8 protein-coding genes are annotated in these 13,527 nt (G+C 65.9%); all 8 read left to right on the plus strand.

Translation table 11 applies throughout. The annotated features are described in order from the left end of the window. Positions 1-742: 742 nt before the first annotated feature. The 8 genes from RAD10_RS13445 (at position 743) to RAD10_RS13480 (ending at position 13,393) form a co-directional block, all read left to right on the plus strand. A complete protein-coding gene (locus tag RAD10_RS13445) occupies positions 743-3,082 on the plus strand; it encodes a mechanosensitive ion channel domain-containing protein (RefSeq protein WP_461617856.1) in 2,340 nt (779 codons plus the stop codon). Between the two features lie 103 nt (positions 3,083-3,185). Then, the gene (locus tag RAD10_RS13450; RefSeq protein ID WP_461617857.1) at positions 3,186-4,178 is read left to right on the plus strand and encodes a Bug family tripartite tricarboxylate transporter substrate binding protein; all 993 of its coding nucleotides are present in this window, start codon (positions 3,186-3,188) and stop codon (positions 4,176-4,178) included. A gap of 161 nt (positions 4,179-4,339) precedes the next feature. Then, the gene (locus tag RAD10_RS13455) at positions 4,340-5,992 is read left to right on the plus strand and encodes an NAD-dependent malic enzyme (protein ID WP_461617858.1); all 1,653 of its coding nucleotides are present in this window, start codon (positions 4,340-4,342) and stop codon (positions 5,990-5,992) included. Between the two features lie 291 nt (positions 5,993-6,283). After that, entirely contained in the window at positions 6,284-6,676 is a 393-nt protein-coding gene (locus tag RAD10_RS13460) for a BlaI/MecI/CopY family transcriptional regulator (protein WP_018319749.1), read from the plus strand. Next, the gene (locus tag RAD10_RS13465) at positions 6,673-9,189 is read left to right on the plus strand and encodes a M56 family metallopeptidase (RefSeq protein WP_461617859.1); all 2,517 of its coding nucleotides are present in this window, start codon (positions 6,673-6,675) and stop codon (positions 9,187-9,189) included. The genes RAD10_RS13460 and RAD10_RS13465 overlap by 4 nt, the downstream gene beginning before the upstream one ends. 144 nt (positions 9,190-9,333) lie before the next feature. Beyond that, positions 9,334-10,806, plus strand: a complete 1,473-nt coding sequence (locus RAD10_RS13470) for a DUF1800 domain-containing protein (RefSeq protein WP_461617860.1) — start codon at positions 9,334-9,336, stop codon at positions 10,804-10,806. Between the two features lie 2 nt (positions 10,807-10,808). Continuing rightward, positions 10,809-12,059, plus strand: a complete 1,251-nt coding sequence (locus RAD10_RS13475) for a DUF1501 domain-containing protein (RefSeq protein ID WP_461617861.1) — start codon at positions 10,809-10,811, stop codon at positions 12,057-12,059. A gap of 122 nt (positions 12,060-12,181) precedes the next feature. Then, positions 12,182-13,393, plus strand: coding sequence for a serine hydrolase domain-containing protein (locus RAD10_RS13480; protein WP_461617862.1), 1,212 nt, complete (start codon positions 12,182-12,184; stop codon positions 13,391-13,393). Positions 13,394-13,527: the final 134 nt, after the last annotated feature.

The raw sequence follows: 13,527 nt of genomic DNA on the forward strand, positions 1-13,527 counted from the left end.
CGGCGGGTGTCATATGAATGCGGATTGTGCGAAATTGAGTTGATGCGTCGGGCAAAATAGATGCTGCGCCAAAACCCTGCGGAACTGACGCCTCCAATTGTGATCGCGCGCTTGTCGTTCCCGCTTGACAGTTTTGTGGCACAGGAGGAGCATTCCGCTGGTCGCAATAAGCGACGCGCAACGTCCACCTCATGAGCAAGGGGAGGTCTATGACTCCACCTCCGCAAATCCAGCCGCGTTAAGTGCGATGGAGCTCGTTCGGACTATCGCATAGCGGCGGAAACCGCGAACGGCACGCCGGGTCAAGGTTTAGAGGGCTGCATCAGTAAGGCAGAGCCCCTACCTTCCCGGCGCTGTATTTTGCATCACATCGATCGTGTCCGGATGGCCGTGACGAGGCTGACCGCGACAGGTGGTTTTGACATCCTGCTTTTCTCCTCCACCTTCCTCCTTGCCGTCATTCCGGGCCGCCTCCCGGAATGACGGAGGGTGTTGCATGGCAGGTCGGCTGGCCCGAGCGCGTCTCGAAGAATGGCCGCGACGCAATTGCCGGGCAACTGACCCGCGCCGATGCTGCGGTTCCCCGATCTTCGCATTGCGGTAAATGCCAAGAGAATGTCGCCTCAAAGGCCAACTTCCGACACAGGCCGGAGGCGAATAGCTGCGATCCGACATGACGCATGTGCTTCGGCGGTGACGGTCCCGACGCCGCCGGCTCATTCATTTTTTTCAGGGAATCCTCGTGTCGCATAAGCTTGCCCCGGCGGTCCTCGCCGCTCTCTTCCTCGCGATCTTCTCTCTCTGCGGTGTCCGCGCCGAAACGCCTCGGCCGGCGACGAATAACGCTGCCGCACTGTCGCCCGACGAAGCCAGGCGCGCGCTGGAGACGCTCCAGGACGACAAGAAGCGCGCACAGATGATCGATACGCTGCGCGCGATCGCGAGTGCGTCCGGTCAGCAGCAGCCTGCGCCGCCCGCGCCCGAGCAGAAGTCGCCGATCCCGCTCTCCGCCGATGGCCTCGGGGCGCAACTCCTGCTCACGGTGTCGGAGGAGATCGGCGCGATCTCGAGCGAGATCGCCAGCATGGCGCGGACGCTCACGCACTTCCCGGCCTTCTACTATTGGTTCCTGCGGACTGCGAACGATCCTGCCGCCTACAATCTCCTGATCGAGATCGCCTGGAAGCTGGCGCTGGTGCTCGGCTGCGCCCTTGCGGCCGAGTGGGTGATCTTTCGCCTGATCCGCCGCCCGGTCGCGTTCCTGGAAGGACGCGTGCCGCAAACCGCGCACCTGCCGGCACAGGTGATCCCCATTGCCGACCCGCCGTCCTCAACCGCCGATGTCACGCCCGCGCCCGACTTGAACAAGCGACGCCACAGCCTCGCGCGCGTGTGGCAGGTTTTGTTGCGGCTGCCCTTCGTACTGGGACGTCTCGTGCTCGAACTGCTGCCGGTGGTCATCTTCGTCGGCGTCGCCACCGCGCTGCTCGGCACCGAGATCGGCGAGCCCACGACCGTTCGCCTCGTGATCCTCGCGGTGGTCAATGCCTATGCCTTCTCGCGCGGACTCATCTGCGTGATCCGGGCGCTGGCGGGACCGTTCGGGCTGTTTCCGGTCCGGGCCGAGACCGCGGCCTATATCGAGATCTGGGCGCGCCGCATCGTCGGCGTCGGCGTCTCCGGCATCGCCTTTGCCAATGTGGCCCTGCTGCTCGGCCTGCATCGTACCGGTTATGCGGCGCTGCTGCGCATGGTGATGCTGGTCGTGCACCTCTTCATCGTCGTCATCATCCTGCAATGCCGCCGGCAGGTCGCCGAGGCCATCCGTGCGCCGGCCGAGCGGCAGGGCATCGCGGCCCGCCTGCGCAACCGCGTCGCCGGCGGCTGGCACTATCTCGCCATCGCGCTCGATCTTGCGCTGTGGGCGGTGTGGGCGCTCAACATCCGCAACGGCTATTCGCTGCTTTTGCAGTATTTCGTCGGTACGGTCGTGGTGGCGCTGGTCACGCGCGTCGCCATCATGCTGACGCTCAGCCTGATCGACCGCGGCTTCCGCATCAAGCCGGAGATCCTCCAGCGCTTTCCCGGTCTCGAGATCCGCGCCAACCGCTATCTGCCGCTGCTGCGCAAGATCGTATCCGGCGTGATCGGCTTCATCGGCTTCGTCGCCGTGCTCGAGGTCTGGGGCGTGGACGCCATCGTCTGGTTCTATGGCGGCCAGATCGGCAGCAGGCTGATCTCGGCCGTGGTGACGATCGGCCTCGCCGTCCTGATCGCTGCTGCAATCTGGGAAGCCAGCAACGCGCTGCTGGACCGCCAGATCAACACGCTGTCGCGGGACGGGCACTACGCCCGTGCCGCGCGGTTGCGCACCTTCCAGCCGATGCTGCGTACAGCGCTGCTGTGCCTGATCGCCACCGTCGTCGGCCTCACCGCGCTGAGCGAGATCGGCGTCAACGTCGCGCCGCTTTTGGCAGGCGCCGGCATCGTCGGTATTGCCATCGGCTTCGGCTCGCAGAAGCTGGTGCAGGATCTCATCACCGGGCTGTTCCTGCTGCTGGAGAACACGGTCCAGGTCGGCGACAATGTCAGCGTGTCGGGGCTGTCTGGCGTGGTCGAGAACGTCTCGATCCGCACCATCCGTCTGCGTGCCGGCGACGGCGCCGTGCACATCGTGCCGTTCAGCGCGGTCACGACCATCACCAATGCCAGCCGCGGCGCCGGCAACGCCTCGGTCAGCGTCAACGTCGCCTACAAGGAAGACACCGACCGCGCCGGCCAGATCCTCAAGGACATCGTCGACGAGATGCGCCGCGAACCGGAATTCCGCCCGCTGATCCGCGGCGACCTCGATCTGTGGGGCATCGACAAGGTCGACGGCGCGATGGTGTCGATCGTCGGCCAGATCCGCTGCACCGAGGCCGGGCGCTGGCCGGTCCAGCGCGAATTCAACCGCCGCATGAAGCTGCGCTTCCAGCAGAACGGCATCGACGTCGCATCCGCCACCCAGACCATTTTGATGCACGTCGTGCCGCCGGCAGATGGCGCGGCCAATCTGACGCCGCGGCGGGCGGCCGGATAGCCATCGGCTGTAACTTCCGGCTTGCCTCCGCCCGTCCGGCAGCGTTCACTCGCCCTCCAGCCCGCTGACAACATGCGGGCGGCAAAAAGGGTGGGAGAGGCTGATGCGGGGGCTGTGGGCCGTGTTGCGCGGTCATGTGATCGTCGTTGGCGCGTTGATCGGATGCGCGATGTGGTGCGCACCGACAAGGGCCCAGTCATCGCGCCCGATCACCCTCATCGTACCGTTCGCGGCGGGCGGTCCGACCGATACGCTGGCGCGGATCCTGTCCGAGCGGATCGCCGCCGAGCTGCACACCACGGTCGTGGTCGAGAACGTGGCCGGCGCTTCCGGCAGCATCGCCGGTGCGCGCGTGGCGCGTGCGACCCCGGACGGCACCACGATCACGATCGGCCATTGGGGCACCCATGTGCTGAACGGCGCGATCTTCAAGCTGCCCTATGACATCGTCGCCGATTTCGAGCCGGTCGCGATGATCGCGATGGGAACGCAGCTTATCGTCGGCAGGAAGTCACTCGAGGCGAACAGCCTGAAAGAGATGATCGCCTGGCTGAAGGCCAACCCCGGCAAGGGCACCGCCGGGACGGCCGGGGCCGGTACCGGCGCGCATGTCGCCGGCGTCTTCTTCAAGGACAAGACCGGCACCGACTTCCAGTTCGTGCCCTATCGCGGCGCAGGGCCCGCCATGATCGATCTCGTCGCCGGGCAGATCGACATCATGTTCGACCAGGCCTCGAACTCGCTGCCGCACGTCAAGAGCGGTGCGATCAAGGCCTTCGCGGTGACCTCGCCGACGCGGCTTGCGTCTGCGCCCGATGTGCCGACCGTCGACGAAGCGGGCCTGCCGGGCCTTTACATCTCCTACTGGCACGGCATCTGGGCACCGAAGAACACGCCGAAGGACATCGTCACGAAGCTCAACGCGGCGATCGTCGCCGTGCTCGCCGAGCCTGCCGTCAAGCAGCGCTTTGCCGAACTGGGGCAGGAGATACCGCACCCGGCGCAGCAGACGCCGGCAGCGCTTGCGGCGTTCCAGAAGGCCGAAACCGAGAAATGGTGGCCGATCGTGAAGGCGGCCGATATCAAGCCGGAATAGCCGCGGCGTTAACCTTTTCTCGCGCGCAACTGCCTGTTGTTCGCGAAAGTCTCGCTGCGGTGCGAGATCACAATCGATGCCCCAGACGCTACGTCCTTGATCTCAATGGAGCGCTGGCCGACAATGTCCGCGGTTCAATATGAAGCTTTTTGGGGGAATTCGTGAATAGACCTGCCCGGGTCGTTGCCCAATCGACGTCGTCTAGCTCGCCGCAAGGCATGACATTGCTGCGCGATCCCTTGCTCAACAAGGGGACCGCCTTCACGGAAGCCGAACGCGAGGCCCTGGGCCTGCGCGGCCTGCTGCCGCCTTGCGTGCTGACGATGGAGACGCAGGCTCAGCGCGTCCTCACCAATCTGCGCACGCTGCCGACCGATCTAGAGAAGTACGTCGCGCTGAACGCGCTGCATGACCGCAACGAGGCGCTGTTCTTCCGCGTCGTCGTTGACAACATCGATGAGATCCAGCCGATCATCTACACCCCGACGGTCGGGCTCGCCTGCCAGAAATTCGGCCTGATCTTCCAGCGGCCGCGCGGCATGTTCATCTCCTCGCGCGACCGCGGGCAGATCGCCGAGCTTCTGAAGAACTGGCCCTATCCGGCCAAGCTGATCGTCGTCACCGACGGCGAGCGCATTTTGGGACTTGGCGATCTCGGTGCCAACGGCATGGGCATTCCGGTCGGCAAGCTCTCGCTCTATTCGGCCTGCGCGGGCGTGCATCCGGAAGCGTGCCTGCCTGTTGTGCTCGACGTCGGCACCAACAACGAAGAGCTCTTGAACGATCCCTATTATCTCGGCCTGCGCGAGCGACGGCTGACGGGCGAGGCCTATGACAGCTTCGTCGACGAATTCATGCAAGCCGCGCGAAAGACCTTTCCGGGCGTGCTGATCCAGTTCGAGGATTTCGCCAATCATTCGGCGTTCAAGCTGCTGCACAAATATCGCGACGAGGCCTGCGTCTTCAACGACGACATCCAGGGCACCGCGGCGGTCGCGCTCGCCGGCCTGTTCTCGGCGCTGCGCGTGAACGGCGGCAAGCTGAAGGATCAGAAGATCCTGTTCCTAGGGGCAGGCGAAGCGGCAACCGGCATCGCCGATCTCGTGGTGTCCGCGATGATGGCGGAGGGTGCTTCGGAAGCCGAAGCACTGCAGCGCAACTGGCTGGTGGATTCCCGCGGCCTCGTCGTTGGCGGCCGCGAAGGCCTCTCCGGCCACAAGCTGCGCTACGCCCACGCCGACCAGGCGCCGATCAGCGACTTCCTCAGCGCGATCAAGACGCTGAAGCCGACCGCGATCATCGGTGTCGCCGCGGTCGGCGGCGCCTTCACGCCCGAGGTGCTCAAGGCGATGGCCGAGCTCAACGAACAGCCGATCGTGTTCGCGCTCTCCAACCCGACCTCGAAGGCCGAATGCTCGGCGGAGGACGCCTATCGATACACCGATGGGCGCGCGCTGTTCGCCTGCGGCAGCCCATATGACCCGGTGACGCTCGACGGCCGCAGATTCGTGCCGCGCCAGGGCAACAACTCCTACATCTTCCCCGGCGTCGGCCTCGGCGTCATCGCCAGCGGCTCGAAGCTGGTGACCGACGAGATGTTCATGGCGGCGGCCCATACGCTTGCCGATTGCGTCGGCAAGGAGGATCTCGCGCAGGGCAGCCTCTATCCGGCCCTGCCGCGCATCCGCGAAGTCTCGGTCCGCATTGCCGCGGCCGTCGCGGATGTCGCCTATCAACGCGGGCTCGCCGACGGACCCGCGCCCAATGACGTCAAGGCCCTCGTGCAGTCGCAGATGTACGAGCCGCATTACTAAGCCGCCATCCCCCGCCCAAGCGGCGCGGTTAGGGCGCGTCACGTGTCCGCCTCGTCATGGCCGGGCTTGTCCCGGCCATCCACGTCTTGACGCGCGGTACGAAAGAACGTGGATGCCCGGGACAAGCCCGGGCATGACGACCTCGCATATTTCGACTTCCCTCAAATCACGAACCGGCAACTAGGTCAGCACACCGACACCATCCCAGGTGGAATCGCCGTTGTGCCGCGCGGCCCTATATGCGACAATCTGTAGCGTTACAAGAAAATTCAATCCGCAAGGTAAGCCGCCATGGACGATCGTTTGCCCGAACTGGGCGACCTCGAGCACGAGGTCATGCAATTGGTTTGGGCCCATGGTCCTGTCACGGCCGAAATCGTGCGCGAGCGCTTGTCGCGGCGTCTGAAGGAATCGACGGTGCGCACGGTGCTGCGTCGGCTCGAAGAAAAGGGCTATGCTAACCACACCGTGGACGGACGTACCTACGTCTACCAGGCCGCCGAACCGCGCGCGAAGGTTGCGGCCAAGGCGGTGCAGCGCATCGTCGACTGGTTCTGCAACGGCTCGATCGAGGAGGTCCTCGTCGGCATGGTGGACAACAAGATGCTCGACCAGCAGCAATTGCGCACGCTGGCCGACCAGGTGGCCAAGGCGAAGAAGGCGAGGGGAGTGAAGAAAGAATGATCGCAACTCTGGCGGAGGCGGCACTGCGCTCCCTTGTGCTGGGAGGCGTCGTCTGGTTCGGTCTCAATCTGTTTCGCGTGCGCAATCCGCACGTTCACATGACGGCCTGGGTCGTCGTTCTGCTGGCATCGCTGGCGATGCCATTCGTGATGCATTGGCCGACGCTCACGATCACCCGGCTGCCTTTGCCGGTCGCCGTGCCGGATGATTTTCTGCCGACCGACATCCCGATGCTGGAGACGCCGCAGCCCGCGCTGCCAGTCGCGCCCGGCATTGCTATCGCGCCGCAAGCCAAAAGTGGGCTCTCGATCAATTGGTGGCTCGTTGCCACCGTGATCTATGCCGGCGTCGCCGGCCTGTTGCTGCTGCGGCTCGCGATCGGGCTCTGCCTGACCTGGCGTTTGGCGCGCGCGGCAAAGCCGATGAAGGGCCTGCAGATGATCGACGCCGACGTGCGCGTCAGCCGCGATGTCGGCGGCCCCGTCACCTTCGGCTCGACCATTCTGGTGCCCCCGCAATTCGCCAGCTGGGACGCGAAGAAGCGCCTAGCGGTGCTCGCGCATGAAGGTGCGCATGTCGTCAACCGCGATTTCTACGTCCTCCTGCTCGCATCGCTCAACCGCGCGGTGTTCTGGTTCAGCCCGTTCTCGTGGTGGCAGCTGGCGCGGCTTGCCGAGCTCGCCGAGATCATCAGCGATGCCGAGGCGATCGAGGTCATCGACGACCGGCTGTCCTATGCGGAAATCCTGCTCGATTTCGCCAGCACCGTGAAACCGCGGCCGGTCGAGCTCGCGATGGCGCGGGCCTCGACCGTGCGCGCCCGTGTCGAGCGCATCATCGCGGCTGCCGCGATGCCCGTCGCGGTCAGCTGGCGCAAGCGGCTGTGGATCGCGGCTGCGATCGTCCCGGCGGTGATCGTGTCCGCCGGCATGATCGCCTATCGCACGCCGGACGCGGCGCCCGCCGCCGCGGATGCCGGCGAGGTGCCTGCCCAGCATTACCGCCCGTTCGTCAATTTCTACGCCATGGGTCCGGCCTCGGTGTTCGCCATCTTCCGTGAGGGCGACGAGCTCTACGGCCAACTCACGGGTCAGCGCAAGCTGCGCCTCACGGTCGGCAATGACGGCACGGCGTCCTACGCGGCCTCGTCCGGCGAGATCACCTTCGCGCTCGATGCGGAGCGCCGCTCGTCCGAGCTGACGCTGCGCATGAACGGCCGCGACATTCGTGCGGTTCGTGTCGCCGAGATGCCGGCGGCGGTAGCCGAGCCGGTATCGCTCGATCCGTATGTCGGTTGGTACAGGATTGCGCCAAACCGCGTGCTGACGGTGCGGCGTGACGGTGATCGGCTCCGGGTGCAGGAAACCGTGCTGGGCCCGGCGACGCTCCTCGCCGAAGGTGCCGACATCTTCTCAATCCGTGGCGAAAATCTCCTGATCTTCCTGCGTGACGAGCAATCAAATGTCTCGCGCGTGCTGGTGCAGAATTCGGTCTTTGGCGCCCGCTTGGCGCCCCGGATCGAAGCAGCGGTGGCTCAGGCGATCGAGGCGGATTTCGCGCGCCGCCTTGCGGAAGTGCCTGACCGATTCAGGGAGCAGGTCCCGGCGCCCGGCGGCAAGGAGATGATCTTGCGCGGCATCGAGGATCTTCGCCGCGGTACGCCCAACTACGATCGGATGAGTGCGCCGCTGGCGGCCAAGGTTCACCGGCAGCTCAGTGAGTCGCGGGCGACGTTCGTGGCGCTCGGCGCGGTGGAGTCGATCTTCTTCCGCGGCGTCGGCCCCGGCGGCTACGACATCTATGGCGCGAAGTTCGAGAACGGCACGGCGGAATTTCGCCTGATGATCGAGCCGGACGGCAAGGCCGGCGACGTGCTATTCCGGGCCGACGGCAATGAGGAGCTCGGCGGCATCACGCCTTGCGCGGAGGAGGCGAGCGTTCGCGGCCGCGCCGGCACTTCGCCGATCAGGATCATGCTCTACAACGAGATGGCCGACGACATCCAGGTGGTCAATCTGGACGCGGACGGCAATCGCAGGGCGCAGATCGTCAGGCCCAACATGACCTGGTTCACCACCACCACCGTGAACAATCCCTGGATGATTGCCGACAAGTCGGGACGGTGTCTGGAGATCCTGATGCCGGGCCGGCAGACCCGCTTCCACAATGTCGAAGCTTCAAACCTCGGCGTGCGTCCGGGGCGCGCCGCGCGCCGCGCCGTTCCGATCGCCAATGGCGAGGCGATGCTGCGCCGCTATATCGAGGGCGTCGGCAGAGGACAGCCGGACTACGAGCACATGACTTCGGAAGTGGCCGACATCACGCGTCAGCAGCTGCCGTTCGACCAGGCGATCCTGGCGCGGCTCGGTGCGCTGCGTGCCGTCTCCTTCCGCGGCGTCACCGCGCTGGACAGCGACATCTACATCGCCCAGTTCGCCAACGGTTCGGCGGAATGGCGCATCGGCGTCAGGCACGACACCATCACGAAGATCGCGCTCGGGCCGAATTTCTGAGGGCAGCGGCCGCTCCCGATGTCTTGATGGAGGTGTTTCAATCTCCGCTTGTCTGCCAGTCCCGCGAATGCTACGATCTGTAGCATTACAATTCGTAGCCTCGAGCGGTGCCGTCGGGCGGGCTCGTAGAATTGGGCATTCGCCATGAGCAATTCCGCAAAGGCCGAAGCCGCCCTGGCGCTCCATCGCTTCGGGATGGGGCCGCGGCCGGGCTCGATTGCCGCGCTGGGAAGCGACCCGCGGGGCGCGCTGATTGCCGAGCTCGACCGGCCGCTCGTGCTCGCCGCGGCGGCCAGCCTGCCCTCCAGTGCGAAAGCCTATCGCATCGTGGCTGATGCCAATGCTCGGCGCACGGCGCGGGCGAAGCAGGCGCAGCAGCAGGCCAAGAAGCAGCAGATGGCGTCGGCGCCCACCGCAGCTGACGACCAGGCTCAGCCGCAATCGCAGACGCAGGGGCAAGCGGGCCAGGAAAAGGACGCCGCCGAGATGGCGGCGAAGCAGGCCGCCGACGCTATTCCTGATCCCGGACGCCCGATGTATTTGCAGGAAGCCAAGCTGCGCACGGAGGCGGCGCTTGCCGCCGATATCGGCTTTGCCGAGCGGCTGGTCTGGTTCTGGTCCAATCATTTCTGCATCTCGGCCAACCGGATCCAGAGCATGTCCGGCGCCTATGAACGCGAGGCGGTTCGCGCCAATGCGCTTGGCCGGTTCGTCGATCTCCTGCTGGCCGTCGAAAGCCATCCGGCGATGCTGTTCTACCTCGACAATCTCGGTTCGATGGGGGCGAACTCGACCGCGGGCATCAACCGCAGCAGCGGCCTCAACGAGAACTTTGCCCGCGAGATCATGGAGCTGCATACGCTCGGCGTGCGCACCGGCTACACCCAGGACGACGTCATCAGCTTCGCCAACGTGCTGACCGGCTGGACGCTGGTGCCGCCGGGGGCCGATCCCCAGCATGGCGGCGACTTTACCTTCAATCCGCGGCTGCATGAGCCCGGCGGACAGACCGTGCTCGGCAAGCGCTATGAGCAGGAGGACGTCGAGCAGGGCCGCGCCGTGCTGCGCGATCTCGCGGTGCATCCGGCAACGGCGACCCATGTTGCGACCAAGCTCGCGCGCCATTTCATCGCCGACGAGCCGCCGCCGGCCCTTGTCGAGCAGATGGCGAGAGCGTTCCGCGACAGCGACGGCGATCTCAAGCAGGTCGCGACCCTGATGGTGTCGTCGGACGAGGCGTGGCGCGCGCCGCCGTCAAAGCTCAAGCGTCCCGGCGAATGGGTCGTCGGCATGGTGCGCGCAATCGGCATCACGCAGGTCGATCCCGTCCGCTTCACCGGCGGCCAGGAGCTGCTGGGCGAGGCGCTGTGGCGTCCGCCCGCGCCCAAGGGTTATCCGGACGATGAAGCAAGCTGGATCGACGGCGTCGGCCGGCGGCTCGACGTCGCCAACAATTTCGCGGAGCGCATCACCGGCATGGCCGATCCGCAAGCCATCATCGAGGACGTCTTTGCATCGCAGATCGCCCCCGAGGTGAAGCAGGCGGTCGGCCGCGCCGAGAGCCGGCAGCAGGCGCTGGCGCTGCTGTTCATGTCGGCAGATTTTCAGAGGAGGTGAGCATGGGCGTCGTCAATCATTTGCCCACGCGACGCGAGCTTCTGGTCGGCTCCGGTGCGCTGTTCGCATGGAGCCAGATGCCCAGGATCGCGCGCGCCGAAGGCCGCGATCCGCGCCTGCTCGTCATCGTGCTGCGTGGTGCGCTCGACGGTCTCGGTGCCGTCGCTCCGGTCGGCGATCCCGACTGGATCTCCTTGCGCGGCGATCGCGCGCTGGTGCTGGACGGCAAGCCGCCGGCGCTGCCGCTCGATGCCTTCTTCGCGCTCAATCCGGCGATGCCGAATTTGCACCGGCTCTACAAGAGCGGCAAGGCGGCGATCGTCCACGCAGTTGCGACGCCCTATCGCGAGCGCTCGCATTTCGATGGCCAGGACGTGCTGGAGAGCGGGCTCGTCAAGCCCGGTATGACCAGCTCCGGATGGCTCAACCGCGCGCTGCTCGCGCTGGAATCGGGCGGCCGCGTCGATCCGCGCGGCAGCCGCGCGCTCGGGATCGGCTCGGTGACACCGCTGGTGGTGCGCGGCTCGGCGCCGGTCATGACATGGGTGCCGCAGAAATTGCTCCCGGCCAGCGAGGACACGCAGAGCCGCCTGCTCGATCTCTACCAGCACACCGACCCGAAGCTCGCGACCGTGCTGCAGGCGCGCATGAAGCTCGCTTCGCTCAGCGGGGCACCTGGCGCGGGCGACGCCATGTCGGACGATCCGACTCTCGCGCCGCCGGGCATCGCGCGCGTGCGCGCCTACTTCGCCGACGCCGCCGGCACCGCCGCGCGCTATCTCGCCAAGCCCGACGGTCCGCGCGTCGGCGCCATGGGCTTCGTCGGATGGGATACGCACATCGCGGAAGGCGCGGCCTCGGGCCAGCTCTACAATCTGCTCGGCGCGCTCGACGGCGCGTTCGCCGCGATCGAGAGCAACATGGGCGAGGCGTGGGGCGAGACCGTGGTCGCCGTGGTCACCGAGTTCGGGCGCACCGCGCGCATCAACGGAACGCAAGGCACCGATCACGGCACCGGCACGGTCGCATTCCTGATCGGCGGCGGGCTCGCCGGCGGCCGCGTGATCGCGGATTGGCCGGGGCTGAAGCCGGCGCAACTGTTCGAGGATCGCGATCTCAAGCCGACCACCGATCTGCGCGCCGTGCTGAAGGGCCTGCTCAGGGATCATTTGCGCGTCGAGGAGAAGGTGCTGGCGGATGTGGTTTTCCCCGGCAGCGCCGACGTCAAGCCGATGGGGGGCCTTGTGGCCTGAAGCCGCGATGTGCACGCTGACGCAAAGAGAGCTCGATTTTCTCGCCAGCTTGACGACGAACTGGCGAAGGCTCTATTGGCGTGAATTCGCGCGCATCCTCAGAGAGAACGCGCAGCCCCGATATGCCGGCGCCGAAGCTGGCGCTGCGCCGCAACAGGGATGAGGCTCGCGTGAGGCGGCGCCAGTTCATTTCGCTTCTCGGCGGCGCCGCACTGGCGCCGCTCTCCGCGGTCTGCGCGAACGCAGCCGACGGCTGCGGTGTTCCGCTCGAACGGGGCGACGGCTGGCCGGGCGGCTCCGTCGCTGGCGACAGCCTCGTCAATCGCGAGGCGCTGTGCGGGATGGCCGACCGGCTCGCCACGAGCGATGCCAATATCCATGCGGTGCTGGTCGCCCGCGACGGCAAGCTGGCGTTCGAGCGTTACTTCAAGGGCGCCGACGAGATACCCGGCTACATCTACGGCCGCCGGGTGGAAACCATCGCCTTCGATGCCGATACGTTGCACAACATGAAGTCTGTTTCGAAGAGCGTTGCATCACTCGTCGTCGGGATTGCGATCGATCGCGGGCTGATACGCGGCGTCGACGAGCCGATCTTCAGCTTCTTCCCCGAGCTGTCCGACTTGCGTTCTCCCGAAAAGGACCGCATTCGGCTGGTGCATGTGCTCACCATGTCGATGGGCCTGAAGTGGGTCGAGGCGACACCCGCGACGGGAGACGACGACAATGACGAGACGCGCATGCATATGGCATGGGATCCGTGTCGCTACGTTCTCGGTCTTCCCGTGACCGCCGCGGCGGGGCAGGAGTTCTTCTACAACACCGGCGCGCTCACGCTTGTGTCGGCCATCATCCGCAAGGTGACCGGCCGTCCTCTCGACGAATTCGCGCGCGAGAATTTGTTCGAGCCTCTGGGTATCACCGGCACCGCGTGGGGCCGGTACAGGGGGGATACCGATGCCGGAGGAGGATTGCGCTTGCGACCGCGCGACATGGCCAAGATCGGCCAGCTCGTGCTTGCGGGCGGTCGCTGGAACGGCCGCCAGATCGTCTCCAAGGCGTGGATCGAGGCTTCGACGGCAGAGAAGATCAAGGCGACGGACGCTCAATCCTACGGATATCTGTGGTGGCGCGGCCAAACGCGCCTCAATGACCGCAAGATCAGCTGGATCGGTGCGCTGGGCCGAGGCGGGCAGTCGATCCGCATTGTCCCGGAGCTCGATCTCGTCGTCGCAGTGACTGCGGGTTACTATCAGGACTACAGCTCGCAAGCGTTTCGATTGCAGTTCGGCGTCTTCCGGGACGTGTTGCGCGCGATCCCGCCTCCGGCCTGAGCCGGAGCCGGCCACTGGGGCAGCTTCTGTCCCGATTCAGGACGCGTCACTGTGATGGAATCGTCACAGTTGACGCGAAACGGCGGCGGCCCCAGGCCCGCTTTTGTTCCGACAAGGTTCTGCCCTCATTGCCC

This window comes from Bradyrhizobium sp. 23AC (genome assembly GCF_054863025.1).